Below are 17,970 nucleotides of genomic sequence, written 5' to 3' on the forward strand. Positions count from 1 at the left end.
GCCCGAGGTTCTAGACTTCGGGCTTGTTTTTTTTTGTTAAAATCAAAAAACACTGTAACAAGATTTTGTTCGGTGCGTCTTATTTATAGTTTTTTAAATTTTTCGACCCTTCTTGACATTAAATATATGTTATACAAGGTAGCAAGTTTTAAAAAATACATCTATCAATCAATCAATTAACGAACTCTCAATGCAAATTGAGGACAAATCAATCAAGAAATGAAACAGTTATTTTTAATGCTTATGCTCCTTTGCGGCATAACCTCTTCTGCATTCAATGACCCCACTACCGAACGGCCCGGAAAGATCACCGGAAAAGTGATCGACAAATTACTACAGCAGCCCTTGCCGTATGTAACCGTAGCGATCAAAACCTTAGACGGCACCATTGTTACGGGAGGTGTAACAGACGATAGTGGGGTGTTTACCATAGAAGACATTCCCGAAGGGAAGAGTCTCGTTTCTATTCAATTTATTGGTTATAATACCGTAGAGACCGAAATTACAATTACCCGTCAAAACCGAATGGTTGACATGGGCACCATAGTTCTGGAAGAAAATGTCGCAGCTCTGGATGAAGTATCCATTGTAGCCGAGCGATCTACCATCGAACAAAAACTGGACAGGAAGGTCATTAATGTTGGGAAAGACCTTACCACATCGGGCCCGACAGCATCGGATATTATGAATAACCTTCCGTCAGTAAATGTAGATCAACAGACCGGGAATATTTCGCTACGCGGAAACGAGAACGTCCGGGTGATGGTAGACGGGAAGCTGTCTAACGTACCGGTCGCTCAACTTTTGAAACAGATCCCGTCCAATTCCATCAAACAGATAGAACTTATTACAAACCCTTCGGCAAAATACAATCCTGAAGGTATGAGCGGAATCATCAACATTATTCTTCATAAAAATGTGAATATTGGTTTTAACGGGGACCTGAGCGTGGGCCTTACCTACGAAGAGCAGGCAAAGTTCAATAGTGCCTTTAATACGAACTACCGAAATGGTAAATTCAACTTTTACGGGAACTTCAGTAACAACGTTTCAAAAAATGAAAATTTCGGAACCATTTTTCGTCCTGAAGAGAACAACAGGCAGTTCTTCGAATTTCTAGACAGTGGAAAATCAAATCTGGTAAAGACCGGAGTCGACTTTTACCTGAATGAAAAGAACACCTTATCTTTTTTTACCAACCAGAATTTCTTTGACGGCAATACGCGAGGGATCACTGATATTGTATACTACGATACCCCGGCACTCAATCAAACTCAGAACTTCCTAAACGATAATGAAAACCGCTCTTCGCAATACAATTTCGACTACAAATTAGATTTTGCCAAAGAAGGTCATAATATAGAGCTGGAAGCAGATTACAACACTTTTACCAACGATGAGATTGCTCGTTTTATGTTCATGGGAGCCTCCCCTATCGATAACTATGTCGATTTTGTAGCAACCGAAAGAGACCAATTAACCGTAAATTTAGATTACATCAATCCGCTTTCAGAATCATCGAAACTGGAAATAGGTTTGGAAGCGCGTTTATTTGAAACCAATATCGATTACAGATCAACCGGGCAAACGTTTAATTCGCAAGGAATTCTAGTGGACACGCCAAGCACCGATTTTGATTTTACCAGAGATATCTATTCGGCGTATGCTACCTACGGAAAAAGTTTTGAAAAATGGTCCTATCAAGTAGGAGCGCGTGTGGAAACGGTAGAGGTACTGGCAGACACCAATGCGGTTCGCTCGTTTACGAACGATTACATACAGGTGTATCCCTCTGCATATGTCACTTATACCCCTACCGAAAAGAATCAATTTCAAGTTAGTTATAGCAGACGCGTGGATCGTCCCGGTCTGGACCAGGTAAATCCAATAAGGGAATGGAGCACTCCTCTAATCTCCTCTTTTGGTAATACAGATTTACAGCCTCAGTTTACCAACTCCATGGAAGCCAATTATACACGAAGCCTTGAAAAAGGCAGTATCACAGGAGGAGTCTTTTATCGGGCAATCGAAGATGAGATCAACAGAGCCTTGTTTATAGACCGCACCGATCTTAATAAGGTAATCCTTACTTACGACAACTTTGACGCTACATCAGCGTACGGTATTGAGATTAGCAGCAATTATCGACCAACCAAATGGTGGAACTTCAATACGAGTTTTGATCTATACAATCAGACCCAGAAGGGGATCGCAGAACGTCTTATTCAAGACGACAATCCCACTGTAGATGATATTGTTCTTGAATCGTATGAAGTAAATAATATGGCGTGGAACTTTAGAATGTTCAATAATTTCAGTGTTACTGAAAAATTGACGTTTTCCGCCTTTGGATTTTACCGTGGCAAAGCGAGAACACTTCAGTTTGATGTAGACCCTATGTACTTCGTAAATATTGGAGCTCGCTACAGTCTGTGGGATGGTCAAGGGACTTTCAGCATTAATTACAACGATATTTTCGACACTATGAAGTTCGCCGGCGACGGAGAGCTGCCATACCGTCAATCAGTTGAGTTCAACTGGGAAAGCAATACCATTTTTGTTGGACTTAATTACCGTTTTGGTGGTGGTAAATATCGCGCCAAATCGAGAAAGAATCGTGACGATCGTGAGAAAGATGGAAGCGGCGGGATCTTTTAAACTGTTATAATTACGTTAAAGTGGGACCCCTCGTGCAACGTTTGGCACACTTTTTTAGTCTATATAATAAACCTAATACTCATTTATAATTTATTTGAATTAGCCTTCTAAAATTTTAAACCTATTAGGTGAATAAAGCCTTCTGATATTCAGAAGGCTTTTCTTTTTTTAGCTACATTTTTTTACCATCTAATGATTGCACTGCCCCAAGTAAAACCACTGCCAAAGGCAGCCAGAACGACCAGATCTCCTTTTTTAATCTTGCCGAGTTCCCAGGCTTCCGTTAGCGCAATAGGGATGGATGCCGCCGTTGTATTACCGTATTTTTGGATATTATTGAAGACCTTATCATTTGGAAGTTTGAATTTTTCCTGGATATACTGGGAAATACGCAAATTTGCCTGATGCGGGATCAACATATCAATATCACTCACCGAAAGCTTGTTTGCCTCCAATCCTTCTTTGATCACTTCAGAGAAACGCACCACCGCATGTTTAAACACAAAAGTTCCATTCATATAAGGGTAGTATGGAATATCTTCCTGAGGGTTTTTCTCAATGATCTCGGGAACCCAGTATTGAGTGCTCGGCCCTTGCAACGACAATTCATCTTTATGTTTGCCTTCGCTATGCAGATGGGTCGATAATATTCCGTCGTTACCGGTTTCATTGCGCGATACGACCGCAGCTCCCGCCCCGTCACCAAATATCACCGAAACACCTCTTCCGCGAGTTGTAAAATCGAGCCCGCCACTGTGATTTTCACTGCCGATAACGAGCACGTGTCTGTACATTCCTGTTTTAATAAATTGATCGGCCACCGATAATGCATAGACAAAACCACTGCATTGGTTACGAACATCAAGTGCCGGTACGGTTCGCATCCCCAGCGCCTCTTGCACTTGCACGCCGCCTCCCGGAAAATACATATCCGGGCTTAGTGTGGCAAAAATGATCATATCGATGTCCTTTGGCACTAATGCCGCTCGTTCCAAAGCGATCTTAGCCGCTTTAACGCCCATAACAGAAGTAGTGTTACCATCTCCTTTTTTTATATGACGTCGCTCTTTGATGCCGGTGCGTTCCTGTATCCAAGCATCGTTTGTATCCATTACTTTTGAAAGGTCATCGTTCGTAACCACATTTTCGGGAACATAGGACCCTAGTCCCGTTATTTTTGAAGTATACATAAACTGAAGTTAAAACAGAGTAGCAAGATACTTATTCGCACAAAATGAAGCGTCACATTTACGTATGAAAAAATATGCATGCATAATAACCCCTTGCTTCCATACATATTTTGAGTATCTTTTGGAAAAATTTTATCCCATGCAAAAATTCACTATTCTTCTCGCTCTCTTCCTTTTTATTGCGCCTGTGTCAGCTCAAGAAAACACAGGCTACCAAAAGCCTCCTAAAGAAATATTAGAACTTGTCGATGCACCTCTCGCACCTTCGGTGCTTATGGATGATGAAGGCGAAAACGTGGTATTACTGTACCGGGATGCATATAAGAGTATTGCCGAACTTTCAGAGAGCGAAATGCGTCTTGCAGGTTTGCGTATCAATCCGAAAACAAATATTGGTAGCAGAACAAATTATTACAATAATATTGAACTAAAAAAAGCTACTGCTACCAACTCCAGAACTGTTTCCGGGCTACCCGAAAACGGCCGTTTCTCTTATTTTAATTGGTCACCGGACCAAAAGAAGATCGCGTTCCTTCATACCACCGCAATTGGAGTGGAAGTCTGGGTACTGGATATAGAGAATAGTATTGCTACCAAACTTACAGAGCCAAAGGTGAACGCTAACATGGGAGATCCTATTAATTGGTTTAAGGACAACACTTCGTTGTTGGTAAAAATGCTTCCGAAGAACAAAAAAGAATTAATCAACCCGGATGAAGCTGTTCCTGAAGGGCCTACCATCTCTGTGAGCAGTGGTGAAAAAGCACAAAACCGAACCTATCAAGATCTTTTAAAGAATCCAAACGATGAAGCGAATTTTGAACAGTTGGCCCTTTCAGAATTAACGACAGTGTCTCTGAGCGGCACTTCAAAAACCTTCTTGCCGGCCGGAATGTACAGCAGTATCAGCTTTTCTCCTAATGGTAATTATGTATTGATCTCCAAACTGAAAAGACCGTTTTCATACCTCGTTCCTTACTATCGATTTCCGTATGATGAACTGGTTTATAACATCTCCGGTGACCTCATAAAAAAAGTCAATGAGGTACCCTTAGATGAAGTACGCCCCAAAGGATTCATGGCTACCCGTACCGGAAAGCGAAATATGAGCTGGCGGGCAGACAAACCGGCCACGCTGTATTGGGTGGAAGCTATGGACGGCGGAGATCCTGAAACGTCCGTACCCTATAGAGATGTTGTATATGAAGTGGCAGAACCATTTACCGGAAAAGGACGTGAGATCTTTAAGACCATAAATCGTTTTTCCGGTATTTCATGGGGAGATGATGAGACTGCCGTGGGTTATGATTATTGGTGGAACGACCGTAATACCAAAACTTATTTGTTCAATCCATCGAATGCGGCATCTACACCTGTGATCATTTCCGATCGAAATTATCAGGATCAATACAGCGATCCGGGTAATTTTGTCATGAAACAAAATGAATATAACCGCGATGTCTTGGAGATCATAGACGGTGAAGCATTTTTAATTGGCGAAGGATTTTCTGAAAAAGGTCAGTTTCCGTTTGTGGATGCGTTCGATCTAAAGACTCAAGAAACCAAGCGATTGTACCAATCTCCTTATACCGATAAAAAAGAATCCCTTCGCGCTGCTGTGGACATGAAAAAAGGCAAATTGTTGGTGCGTATAGAATCCCCAAATGAATATCCTAACTATTATTTCAGAAACATTTATAAGAAAAATAGTTTGACGCCTGTTACAGATTTTGAAAACCCTTATAAAAGTTTGGCTAACGTACACAAAGAAGTGATTACGTACAAACGTGATGATGGTTTGGAGTTGGAAGGGACCCTATATCTCCCCGTTGGATACGACACAAGTAAAAAAGAAAAGAAACCGATGATCTTGTGGGCGTACCCCAGAGAGTTCAAAGACAAGAGCAGTGCTTCACAAAATACTACCAACCCCAATGAATTTATTTATCCGTATTACGGAAGTCCCATCTATTGGGTAACCCGAGGCTATGTGGTTCTGGACGATGCCGCCTTCCCTATTGTGGGAGAAGGTGAGGAAGAACCTAACGATTCGTTCAGGGAGCAATTGGTGGGGAATGCAAAAGCTGCTATCGATGCCGTGGATGCTATGGGGTATATCGATCGTGAGCGTGTGGGTGTGGGCGGACATAGCTACGGAGCCTTTATGGTGGCCAATTTATTGAGCCATAGCGATCTGTTTGCTGCCGGCATCGCCCGAAGTGGTGCTTACAACCGTACATTGACTCCCTTCGGATTTCAGAGCGAGGAGCGAAGTTATTGGGATTCTCCGGAAACTTATTATAATATGTCTCCCTTTATGCATGCCGATAAAATGAAAACTCCATTACTCCTTATACATGGGGAAGCCGATAATAATTCGGGAACGTACCCACTACAAAGCGAACGCTATTTCAACGCCCTAAAAGGCCTGGGAGCCCCCGCTCGATTAGTGATGCTACCTAAAGAAAGCCATGGATATAGAGCCAAAGAAAGCATCCTTCATTTGCTTTGGGAACAGGACACGTGGTTAGAAACCTATGTAAAGAATCGTGATAAGAATGATTTGCAGGTTTCGGAAGAGATCAAGAAATAAAAAGGGGAGCGTAAACGCTCCCCTTCTCTAACAACCTAACCAATAAAATAATAGACACAATTTACTTTTTCATAGCTAATTCTATTATCCCACGATTTATACTGTAAATATACAAATTCTGTTTAATATTTAATCTGTTTAATTAAACAAATTGCGTTAAATTTTTCTTAAATAAATGATCTGTAATTATTTACTTGGATATTCGCGCCCAGATCATGCAATAAATTATACAGACCGAAAAAAGTTCGATTGATATATAAGAAATGCTTCGATCCACGATTCCCGTTCATCTTTCGCAAGCTCGTATCTTTTGCGTATTTATCGCTAAGTCGTGCGATCCTTCCGAAAAATTCGGTATCTGAAAAATCGAAATGCTCCCCGTGAAACGGCAACGTGAAGAGACTCAGTAATTCGTGAAACAATTCAGAAAAGAACCGTATCTCTTCCGGTGAATCGGATTCCTTCAGTATCTCCAATTGATACATCTTTTGAAGAAAGATCTCGGGATTATTGATATTCTCCGGTTTTGCCAGTTCAAAATAAGGAACGTAGAACGATTCGGGCACTTGTTTAATACAACCAAAATCGATGGCGATCAATGTATCGTTGGCATCCACTAAGAAATTCCCCGGATGCGGATCGGCATGTACCTTTTTAAGAACGTGCATCTGGAACATATAAAAATCCCACAGCGCTTGACCCACCTTGTTTGCGACATCTTTTTGATTGTTGCGTTTCGTAAATTCCGACAGGTGCTCCCCATGCATCCAGTCCATAGTAATGATACGTTCTCCGGACATCTCTTCGTAATAAATGGGGAATGTTAGGTTAGGGATAGCAGCACAGGCTTGGGTGATCTCTTTGCTTTGTTGCACTTCCAAAAGATAATCGGTCTCCTCTAATAGCTTTCCTTCAATTTCTTTAAAGTATTTTTCAGAATCCTTGCCCTTTAAATTGAACATCTTTATCGCAACCGGCTTTACTAGGGCAAGATCACTGCTTATACTGTCGGCTACCCCGGGGTATTGGATCTTAACAGCAAGATGCTTCCCGTTCTTGGTGGCTTTATGCACCTGTCCAATACTGGCTGCAGCGACAGAAACCGCATCGAAACTATCGTACAAGGTTTCCGGAGCGGCACCAAAATAAGACATGAATGTTTTTCGAACCAGAGGAGCCGATAACGGTGGAACTTGAAACTGCGCCAGAGAGAATTTTTCAACATACGCCTTAGGCATGATGTTTTTTTCCATGCTGAGCATTTGTGCCACTTTAAGGGCACTACCCTTCAAACTTTTAAGTCCGTCGTAGATATCTTCGGCATTGCTCTCATTGAGCTTATCTCGGTTTAGTTCGGGGTTGATAATCTTTTCACCGTAATATTTTAAGTAGTTCCCTCCTACTTTTACGCCGGTGGTAACAAGCTTAGAAGCTCGTTGGATCTTGTTGGTAGGGATGGTGTCTATTGTCTTCATCTTAGGCCATTCGTTCTTTCCACAAAAATTTCCCGAAATCGATGACACTTTCTAAAGGTGTAGTATCGAAAACATCGAAAATGGCCCTAACAGATTTCTCGATCACAATATCGGTTTTTTCAAACTTTGGAGAGTTATCGTCCATCCAGTACTTCATAAGAAACAGGGTTTGTATCCAAGCTCCTTCAGAAAATACAGTAACCGAATTCTTTAAGATCTTAAGTTGTTTTTCGTCGTTCTTTTCAGTAATAAGTCCGGCCGCAAAACCTTTTATTCGTGTACGCAATCCCTTTAACTGCGACAATTGTTTCATCATGTCTTTTTGTTCTTTTAGCGTGAAAAGAACATAGCTTCTGTTGGCGGTCAATACTTCAAAGAAGGTAAAGAAGAAGGTGAGCATCTTGTCCTGATTCGACAAGGTGTCGTAGTCCTTACTCTTTTCTATTAATGTTATGGAATGGTGAAAAAAACGATCCCATATTTTTTTCTGAAGCCCTTCAAACGAACCGTAGAATGCATAGAATTCTTCTTCTGTAAAATTGTTTTGTTTACAGAACTTATAAACGCTCTTTGGCTCGGTCTCATTGAGTAGCACCATATCCATATAGGCCGCTATGATCTTCTCTTCGGAAGCTTTTATCGTTGTTGTTTTTTTTGCTGTCATATTAATAGATGTATCGCAGACGGGCTGAAAATTGCCCCCGGTTGCACAGTACAAAGATACTTAATGTTTAAGTTTTAATTAATATTGTTAAACAAAATGTTCTGTTAAAGTTTCAGGGGTGTGACAAGGTGGCAGGGAGACCTGTATTGGTATTTTATTTGACTAACAGTTGTTGGCTATAAACATTTTAAAAAAGAACATATATGAGTAAAGGAACGATTAACGTAGCGGTAGAAAACATTTTCCCGCTCATTAAAAAGTTTTTATACAGTGACCATGAAATATTCCTTCGGGAATTGATTTCCAACGCTACAGATGCAACGCTTAAACTGAAGCATCTCACCGGTATCGGTGAGGCCGATGTGGAGTACGGTAACCCTAAGATTGAAGTGAAGATCGACAAAGAAAAGAAACAACTTCACATCATTGACGAAGGAATTGGGATGACCCAAGAGGAGGTTGAAAAATACATCAACGAGATCGCTTTTTCGGGGGCGGAAGAATTCTTGGAAAAATACAAAGATAAGAACGGGGAAGATGCCGGTATCATTGGACATTTCGGACTCGGTTTTTATTCAGCTTTCATGGTGGCCGGCAAAGTAGAGATCATCACCAAAAGTTATAAGGACGAACCTGCGGTGCATTGGACCTGCGATGGCTCTCCCGAATATTCGATCACCAAATCGAAGAAGAAAGAACGGGGAACAGAGATCATCCTTCACATTGCCGAGGATTCTACCGAATTTCTGGAAGAATCCCGCATTCGCGAGCTGTTGGTGAAGTACAATAAATTCATGCCAATCCCAATTAAATTTGGAACCAAGACCGAAACCTTGCCCAAGCCTGAGGGCGCTAAAGAGGAAGACAAGGCCCCTACCCGGGAAGTGGATAATATCATCAACAATCCTAATCCGGCGTGGACCAAACAACCTACCGATCTGGAAGCAGAGGATTACAAAAAGTTTTATCGCGAACTATATCCTATGCAGTTCGAAGAACCGTTGTTCAACATTCATTTAAATGTGGATTACCCGTTCCATCTTACCGGGATCTTGTATTTCCCGAAAATGACCAACGACATGAGCATTCAGAAGGATAAGATCCAACTGTATCAGAATCAGGTGTTCGTGACCGACAACGTAGAAGGCATCGTTCCGGAATTTTTAACGATGCTCCGTGGTGTCATCGACAGTCCGGACATTCCGTTGAACGTTTCTAGAAGCTATTTACAGGCAGATGGAGCTGTGAAGAAGATCTCCAGCTATATTACCCGTAAAGTGGCCGATAAACTAAAGAGTTTGTTCAATACAGATCGTGCGGATTTCGAAAAGAAATGGAACGATATTAAGATCGTGATCGAGTACGGAATGCTAACCGAAGAAAAATTCTTCGAAAAGGCGCAGGAATTTGCACTTTATCCTACGGTAGACGGGAAACACTATACCTTGGCAGAATTAAAAGAGAAGATCAAGGATGCCCAAACGGATAAGGATGAAAACCTAGTGGTGCTCTACGCTTCCAAGGAAGAAGAGCAGCACAGTTATATTGAAGCAGCGAAAGAACGAGGGTACGAAGTATTATTGCTCGATTCGCCTATTGTGTCGCATTTGCTTCAGAAGATGGAATCGTCTAATGAGAAGTTGACATTTGTACGCGTGGACAGTGACCACGTAGACAACCTCATCAAAAAAGACGAGGATGCGATCTCAAAGCTTTCCGAAGAAGAAAAAGAAACGCTCAAGGAATTCTTGACTGCGACGATTCCTTCGGAAAAATTTTCAGTACAATTGGAAGCGATGGACAGCAAGGCCAATCCTTTTATCATCACCGAACCGGAGTTCATGCGACGTATGAAAGAAATGCAACAAACCGGCGGCGGAATGTTTGGGATGGGAACTATGCCGGACATGTACAACCTTGTTGTAAATACCAATCATGAGTTGGTGGTGGAGATTCTCAACACCAAGACCCAAAAGAAAAAGGAACGATTGGTAAAACAAGCCTTGGACCTGGCAAAGTTGAGCAAGAACCTTTTAAAAGGAGAAGAAATGACCGCCTTTATTAAGCGCAGTTATGAAATGATAAAATAAATTTTTCTGAATCTATAAAAAAACCGCTCCGTAAATGAGCGGTTTTTTTATGCCCTCATTCGAACAAATTTTGTAAGATTTTACGGCGACTTACCGTTTAACCATTTTTTGTTCCGTTGGTCTAATAAAGTGGCAAAAGCCTAATAATTAGCATATTTTTAAGATACTAACTCTAAATATGTTAATATTATGAAAAGAATTACTATGTTTTTAATGGCACTGTTTGTCACGTGTTTTACGTGGCAGATGGGTGCGCAACAATTTTCGTCGCTTTCGGATGCGTATGAGTCAGGGTTGACTCCTACTCCGAAAAACACAACTGAAACCTCAAGCTACTCAATAGTTACTGAGACACCTGTGAAAGCTATCACAAGTACGTTTAGTGATAGAGCAAGCTTTCAAGGGGCATGTAACGTTAATCTCACCTTGGAAGATTTTGCAGGTGGACCCGGCGGTATTTCGGGATGCGGTGATGTTCTTAGCGATGCCGGAGGACCTTGCTATGCTCCCGGAGAGATACAGTCCGGATTCAATATCACAAGTGACGGAGCAGCCGCTTCGAGCCCTAGGGTGTATTATGCCGAAGCAGGCTCCGGATTTGGCAATGATGTTGATGTGGTAGGGGCAAACTTTTTCGGGGATACCTTTGTCATGAATTTTACAAGCAACGTCAATGCCTTTGGTTTTGACGTCGTTTCTCTTGCAGGTGGCACGTCTGTCGATATTAGCGTTTATGGAGCTAGTGGATTATTGGCTACGTATACCATAAGTCCTTTAGATAACGCGACTTCCTTTTTTGGATTAATTGCAGATGAAGTAATAACCAGTGTTGAGATATTTGATGCTGCGGGTGGAGCTGAAGGCATTGGGATGCTTGAGTTTGGGTTCAATAATGCCCCTACCATCGCATGCCCACCTAATGCTATGGCCAATACCGATCCCGGTGTGTGTGGTGCCGTTGTGAATTTCACAGATGCCGTGGCAATTGATGCCGAAGACGGTCCTGTTCCGGTAATGCAAACCATGGGTCCTGCCAGTGGGAGTGTGTTCCCCGTAGGAGATACCATTGTGGAATTTACGGCTACAGACGGATGTGGTAATTCTTCTACCTGTCAGTTTATAGTAACAGTGGTAGACAATGAGGTGCCGACCATCGCTTGTGCGCCGGACGTTACACAAACCAACGATGCCGGCATGTGTGGGGCCAACGTTACCGTTACGCCACCAACGCCTATGGATAACTGTCCAACTGCATTAGCTCCTGTAATAGCCGGTCCTGTTACGCAATTTTTGGGAACTTCCGGTTTATTAGATACGCCTTCAACCGTTACCGGTCTAAGTAATTCAGTTGGTGGAGATGTTAGTATAACTGCCGACTATGACGGGGACTGGAATTCTACCGTTGAGGATTTTGAACTTCTTGGTCCAGATGGATCTACCATTTTCTTCAACGATGCCCAAGGCGGCCTAGATTGTGTTTTACAATCAGATACTTTTACAGTAGCAGAAGCCACCTGGAACGGATGGATTACAACCTATGGTAATGATCTTACTTTTACTCTGTTGGCAGATTCTTCTGTGAATCCTACCACTCTATGTGCTAATAATTTTTACCAGTTAACAATTACTCTAGGACAAGGAGCTACCTTAACCAATGACTATAATGGAACAGCCGATGCTTCAGACTTCTATCCTGTTGGGACTACACCAGTAGTTTGGACCTTCACCGATCCAAGTGGAAATTCTGTATCGTGTACTCAGAATATTACAGTAACCGATGACGAAGCTCCTATGATCGTCTGTGAGGGCGAACCGGGCGTATTCAATGTCACTGAGAACTTTGACGGCGCGACTATCCCGGCAGGATGGACAACCGTTATCGTTAACGGTTTACAGGACTGGACCTTTGGTTCAGGAGCCGTACCGGGAACAGCAGACTTCACAACCAATGCAGCTATCTTTGATGATGACGCAGCCGGTGGCACAGGTGATAACCATGTGGCCCATTTACTGTCTCCGGTATACGATCTTTCAGCTTCTGTAACTGCCGACCTGTCTTTCGATTATGCATTAGGTGACTTTGCAGGTTCCGGATTACTAAGAGCCGAAGTTTGGGACGGTGCTGCATGGCAGCAAGTGTTCTTGGCTGATGGAATGGATATTCCACCGAGTCCGTCGGGCGTGATCGATGTTTCTGCTTTCGCAAATGCCGATTTCCAGGTTCGTTTTACATACGATGATGAAAATTCAGGATGGAACTGGGGTGCCGGTGTGGATAACTTCCAGTTGGATTATGAATCCTCCACTGCACCACCTTTTGATGTAACCTTAGATGCCAACGGAATGGCAACCATCGATGCTTCTATGCTCTTGGTAAGTGTTACTGAAAACTGTGGCACCTGGATAGCGACCGTAGGTGGTCCTGCTTCAGCAATGACCGTTACAGAGTGTGGAAACGCTCCCGAACCAATACCTACAACAGGAACTTCCGGACCTATGAACCCTTCTATTGCTTCTGTAACAGATGCCGGAGTTATAGGAACCGATTATACATTAGATAATATCGCAGTAGATATTCAACATACGTGGGCAAGTGACCTAGATGTGACCTTAGTATCACCGGGAGGTACTTCCATCGATGTAATGTTGGATCGAGGTGGCAGCACCGGATTGGATACCGCAGCCACACTTATATTTACCGATGCTTCCGGAAACGATGTTACCATGTGGACAGGTGGTGCCCCGGCAGCAGATTATCAAGCTGAAGGCGGGTTGTTCAATACGGTTTTTGCCGGTGAGTCTATCACAGGCGACTGGACATTGAACATCACCGATGATACAGGTGGCGATTCAGGAACATTGAACAGCTACTGTATTACATTCGCTCCAATTGTTGACACAACAGTTAGTTTTGACTGTTCACAATTAGGAGAGAACCAAGTGGAGGTATTTGTTACTGATAACAGCGGGAATTCAACTAGCTGTATCGCTACAGTGAATGTTATCGATGATACCGATCCTGTTCTTATCTGTATGGATGCTACTATTGAATTAGGTGCCGATGGAACTGCTGTGGTAGATCCTATGGATCTTCTTGGAGTGGCTCCTAGCACCTTCAATGCTATGGTGATTGGTAGTGACACAGGAACTATTGGACCTTCTGAAACTACAGATTTCACCATGACAGTAGCAACAGCCGAAACAGTAAGTTTTGATTGGGATTACACGATCACCGACCTTCCAGGCTTCGATAGTTTTGGATATTTGGTAAATGGTACGTATACACAGTTGACCGATGACGGCATCGGAAACCAGTCCGGTAGTGCATCAGTAACGCTTGCGCCGGGAGATGTGTTTGGATTTAGAAGTGTAACCGATGATAACTTTGGCGGTGGTAACGAAACAGTCGTTAGCAACTTTATGCCAGGGTTTACCGGACAATTCGATCCGGCCAACTGGACGCTCAACTTATCGCCAGGGTCTAATGGTGACGCCTTCTTCGTGGAAATACCAGGAGGACCGTTATCCTTTGATGCGTGTGGTATCACTGTATTGGCAGTGGATGTGACCATGGTAACTTGTGCTGATATCGGAACGCCTATTACGGCTACCGTATTTGCCAGTGATGCCAGTGGAAACATTGCTTCTTGTACCTCTGTGATTACCGTGGTTGACCAATTGGCACCGGAGATCACTTGTCCTGCAGACCAGACCGTAGATCCGGGAGCAGACAACTTGTTCTATACTGTACCGGATTACTTCGCTACAGGTGAAGCCACTGCAACAGACAACTGTACCGATCCTGTAACGATCACCACACAAGACCCGGCAGCCGGCACTCAGTTGGCCGATGGTGTCTATACCGTGACTCTTACAGCAGAGGATGAATATGGTAACGTAGCTACGTGTACCTTCGAGTTGACTGTTGAGACCGTTCTAGGTGTGAACGATACATCGTTAGACAATGCAATTGTGATGTATCCAAACCCGGCACGTGATATCTTGACCATCTCCAATACGTCGAATATCGTTCTTGAGAAAGCAAAGATCTACGACATCAATGGTAAGCGCATCAACACCATCGACCTTCGCGGTATGCAAGGGGAGAAAGTGATCGATGTATCTGCCTTGGCATCCGGAGTGTATGTAGTAGAGATCGCAAGTGAGCAAGCAAGTGTTGTAAAACGACTCATTAAAGAGTAAGCACTCACAAGCCTATATATTAACCAACCAAATGAAAACCCCTTCTCGAAAGAGAGGGGGTTTTTTGATTTTAAAACAGTACTTTTGAGGTAGAAAAAACCTACTATGAAAATAAAAATTCTAGCAATCTTTGTCCTTATAGCCATAGCCGCCTGTACCGACAAAAAGAAGAAAGACGCAGAGGTAATGATCCCGGTAGAAGCAGACGGTGGAATTGGAGACGGAGCACCTTCTCTGGACTCCTTACTTCAAGAAGAGGCTAAAAAAGATTCCCTCTTAGTTCCGGATAGTTCGAACCTGCCCAACAACGATAATTAATGTTACCCTGGCATCAATACTTACTCGGATTTCTGCTCCTAATTGCGGGATTCAATCATTTTCGCAGTCCGAAAATATACGAACGCATCATGCCTCCGTACTTACCGGCAACCTCGACTATGGTGCTGGTAAGCGGTATCGCCGAAATGGTACTGGGGTTAATGTTATTAAATCCGGACACACAGATTTATGCAGCATGGGGTATTATAGTAATGCTTCTGCTGTTCTTATCGGTGCACATACACATGCTTCAAAATGAGAAAGCTGCTCTAAAGCTTCCAAAATGGGTGTTGTGGTTACGAATTCCATTACAATTCGTGCTCATGTATTGGGCTTATCAATATGTGTAGTATGAATCTTTTTGCTTCGGAAAAGGAAAGAAATTCAAAACAGCTTCAGATCCCTGATGCAGACATTTGGTATGATCCCTGTTTTCTTTCTTCGGAAGAGGCTTCAGAATATTTTAAAATACTGCTCAATGAGACCGACTGGGTTCAAGAAACCATCACGGTGTTCGGAAAAAGCCATCCACAACCCCGGCTAACGGCCTTATACGGAGAGCAAGACAAGAAATACACCTATTCGAACATAACAATGTATCCGAAACCTTTTTCAGAAGCACTACATAACCTAAAAAAGAAGGTCGAAACCGTGAGTGGCAGTGTCTTTACTACAGTATTGCTCAACTTATATCGTGACGGAACGGATAGCAATGGTTGGCATAGTGATGATGAAAAAGAACTGGGGACAGATCCCGTGATCGCTTCGGTGAGTCTGGGAGCTCCCAGAATGTTTCACCTTCGGCACAAATTTCAGAAAGAGCTAAAGCAAAAAATAATCTTGGAACCGGGAAGTCTCTTCCTAATGCAAGGGACAACACAACATTACTGGCAACATCAGATTCCGAAGACAAAAAAAGCCGTCGCTCCCAGGATTAATCTTACCTTCAGAAAAATCAAGTAGAAAAATATGGGTTGACGTTACCCAAAGATATCGTTTAATAAAGTGCTTAAACGAATTCCCCCTTTTTGAAGCTGTGCTCTCACCACGTCTACATATTGGTACATATAGCCATATCCTAGGTCTTGTCCCGCCGCGGTCGTATTATAGACCTGTACACATAGTTCTCGGCTTTCGTTCATCCAATCCTTTATCGTCCCGCGACGAATTTTCGCTACTTCCTCTTTGGACAAACGTTTGGTATTTGCCGCCAATTCTGTATAGGACATTTCATAGCTGTCAAGGATCTTCTCATCCCAAACCGAATGCAGGTTGGTGCCTTCATCGAACCAGCGTACCTGAAATTGGTTTCCGCCACGATCATCGGCAATCCCTACATGTAAAGGCTGGTGGAGATCGCCCATAAAATGAACCAGTAACTTAAGGTGAAAAGCCTTTTTATCCTTTGGTGTCTCAGTATCCTTTAGTATTTCAACACACGTAAGGATGGCCTTGTAAAGATCGCCCTTATCGCTTTTTGGGTGGGTATCGTAGGTGCTGTCAAAAGGAAAGTTGACATAGTGACAGGGTGCATATTCTTTATAAAGTGCGTCACTTTTAATCTCATCGGCGTAGGTCGAGACCAGTGCCAAGGATTTCCCGTCCAATAAGGTTTCGATCGCTCGTTTTGCCTTTTTTGTAAGGTATTCTTGTGCAATCTCTCCAGTCGCCCGGTGTCCGGTGCGACCCCAGTCTGCTGCGGAAGACATAATGGGAAACATGAGAAAAATAATGAGAAGTAACCACGGTTTCATAACACAACAATTTTACACAAAGATACTTCGCTAAACAATTTAATGGTAATTTTAGAGTTCAAAAAAACAAAAAAGCAACATGAATAAGCTCATTATTGTCTTTGCCCTCCTTATCTTCGGAAATACATTTAGTCAAGAAATAAACTACATTAGTGAGGAGATAAGCATCCCTCCCCTGGTAGAAGGTACTTTATTATTGCCTGAAACCAGCTCTCCCATTCCACTTGTGATCCTGTTGGGAGGTTCCGGCCCTGTAGATCGAAATGGCAATCAAGGACTTTCAAAGAACAATTCGCTGCGCTTTTTAGCTGAAGGATTGTATGCCAATAATATTGCTACTTTTAGGTACGATAAACGTCTGGTAAAGATCATGAAGATGGGAGCTATGGACGAAAAAAAGATAAGGTTTGCTCATTTTATTGAAGATGCTGTTTCGGTACTTACACATTTCAAGAACGATGCCCGTTTCTCTTCCATAGTTATTGCCGGTCATAGTCAAGGATCTCTCGTGGGAATGATAGCTGCACAAAGTGGTGCAGACGGTTTTATTTCGCTGGCAGGTGCCGGACAGGAGATCGACGACGTTATTGTGGATCAAATAGCCAAACAGAATCCGGCACTTAAAGATAATGCACGAACTTCTTTTGACGACCTTCGTGTTAATGGTGTGGCTACTAATTACAGTCCTTTACTCGCTTCAATCTTTCGTCCTGCCATACAGCCCTTTATTTTCGATTGGATGCAATACGACCCCCAGGAAGAGATTGCAAAGCTTGACATCCCGGTACTTATAGTCAATGGCGATAAAGATATTCAGGTTCAAGTTTCCGAAGCCGAAAAATTACATGCTGCCAAGCCCAGTGCACAATTGGTGATCCTCCCTAAGATGAACCATATCTTTAAAAAGATTGAAGGTGATGATCTTGAAAATCAAAAATCATACAACGAGTTTAATCGTCCTGTCATGCCCGAGCTTATTGAAATAGTTTCCAATTTTGTAAAACAGTAATCATTTCCTTAATAAA

12 protein-coding genes are annotated in these 17,970 nt (G+C 42.7%); 8 read left to right on the forward strand and 4 right to left on the reverse strand.

Translation table 11 applies throughout. The features are described 5' to 3' along the window. The first annotated feature begins 219 nt into the window (after positions 1 to 219). Entirely contained in the window at positions 220 to 2,658 is a 2,439-nt protein-coding gene (locus JS40_RS05665; protein ID WP_034259041.1) for a TonB-dependent receptor, read from the forward strand. Between the two features lie 182 nt (positions 2,659 to 2,840). Here JS40_RS05665 and JS40_RS05670 read toward each other — a convergent pair whose 3' ends face one another. Continuing rightward, a complete protein-coding gene (locus tag JS40_RS05670; RefSeq protein ID WP_034259043.1) occupies positions 2,841 to 3,848 on the reverse strand; it encodes a 3-oxoacyl-ACP synthase III family protein in 1,008 nt (335 codons plus the stop codon). 139 nt (positions 3,849 to 3,987) lie between these two features. Between JS40_RS05670 and JS40_RS05675 the strand changes: the two genes are divergently transcribed. Beyond that, on the forward strand, positions 3,988 to 6,441 hold the full coding sequence (locus JS40_RS05675) for a prolyl oligopeptidase family serine peptidase (protein ID WP_034259045.1): 2,454 nt from the start codon (positions 3,988 to 3,990) through the stop codon (positions 6,439 to 6,441). 167 nt (positions 6,442 to 6,608) lie between these two features. Here JS40_RS05675 and JS40_RS05680 read toward each other — a convergent pair whose 3' ends face one another. Then, a complete protein-coding gene (locus JS40_RS05680) occupies positions 6,609 to 7,916 on the reverse strand; it encodes an ABC1 kinase family protein (RefSeq protein ID WP_034259046.1) in 1,308 nt (435 codons plus the stop codon). A gap of 1 nt (position 7,917) precedes the next feature. Beyond that, positions 7,918 to 8,580: a TetR family transcriptional regulator C-terminal domain-containing protein gene (locus tag JS40_RS05685; RefSeq protein ID WP_034259048.1), complete on the reverse strand. Its 663-nt coding sequence runs from the start codon at positions 8,578 to 8,580 to the stop codon at positions 7,918 to 7,920. A 203-nt stretch (positions 8,581 to 8,783) separates the two neighbouring features. Between JS40_RS05685 and htpG the strand changes: the two genes are divergently transcribed. The 5 genes from htpG to JS40_RS05710 all read left to right on the forward strand — a co-directional run bounded on the left by htpG (position 8,784) and on the right by JS40_RS05710 (position 16,154). Next, on the forward strand, positions 8,784 to 10,670 hold the full coding sequence (gene htpG, locus JS40_RS05690) for a molecular chaperone HtpG (RefSeq protein ID WP_034259049.1): 1,887 nt from the start codon (positions 8,784 to 8,786) through the stop codon (positions 10,668 to 10,670). Between the two features lie 189 nt (positions 10,671 to 10,859). Next, the gene (locus tag JS40_RS14780; protein WP_084677444.1) at positions 10,860 to 14,873 is read left to right on the forward strand and encodes an HYR domain-containing protein; all 4,014 of its coding nucleotides are present in this window, start codon (positions 10,860 to 10,862) and stop codon (positions 14,871 to 14,873) included. 105 nt (positions 14,874 to 14,978) lie between these two features. Further along, positions 14,979 to 15,191 (forward strand): hypothetical protein, encoded by a 213-nt coding sequence (locus tag JS40_RS05700; protein ID WP_034259051.1) that lies wholly within the window; start codon positions 14,979 to 14,981, stop codon positions 15,189 to 15,191. After that, on the forward strand, positions 15,191 to 15,541 hold the full coding sequence (locus JS40_RS05705) for a DoxX family protein (protein ID WP_034259052.1): 351 nt from the start codon (positions 15,191 to 15,193) through the stop codon (positions 15,539 to 15,541). Before JS40_RS05700 ends, JS40_RS05705 begins: the two co-directional genes overlap by 1 nt. Position 15,542: 1 nt before the next feature. After that, a complete protein-coding gene (locus tag JS40_RS05710) occupies positions 15,543 to 16,154 on the forward strand; it encodes an alpha-ketoglutarate-dependent dioxygenase AlkB family protein (RefSeq protein WP_034259054.1) in 612 nt (203 codons plus the stop codon). 17 nt (positions 16,155 to 16,171) lie between these two features. Here JS40_RS05710 and JS40_RS05715 read toward each other — a convergent pair whose 3' ends face one another. Continuing rightward, positions 16,172 to 16,945: a S1/P1 nuclease gene (locus tag JS40_RS05715; protein ID WP_034259055.1), complete on the reverse strand. Its 774-nt coding sequence runs from the start codon at positions 16,943 to 16,945 to the stop codon at positions 16,172 to 16,174. Between the two features lie 79 nt (positions 16,946 to 17,024). On the opposite strand from JS40_RS05715, the gene JS40_RS05720 reads away from it, so the two are divergent. After that, on the forward strand, positions 17,025 to 17,954 hold the full coding sequence (locus tag JS40_RS05720; protein ID WP_034259056.1) for an alpha/beta hydrolase: 930 nt from the start codon (positions 17,025 to 17,027) through the stop codon (positions 17,952 to 17,954). The last annotated feature ends 16 nt before the right edge of the window (positions 17,955 to 17,970 follow it).

Source organism: Altibacter lentus (assembly GCF_000746845.1).
Classification (GTDB): Bacteria; Bacteroidota; Bacteroidia; order Flavobacteriales; family Flavobacteriaceae; genus Altibacter; species Altibacter lentus.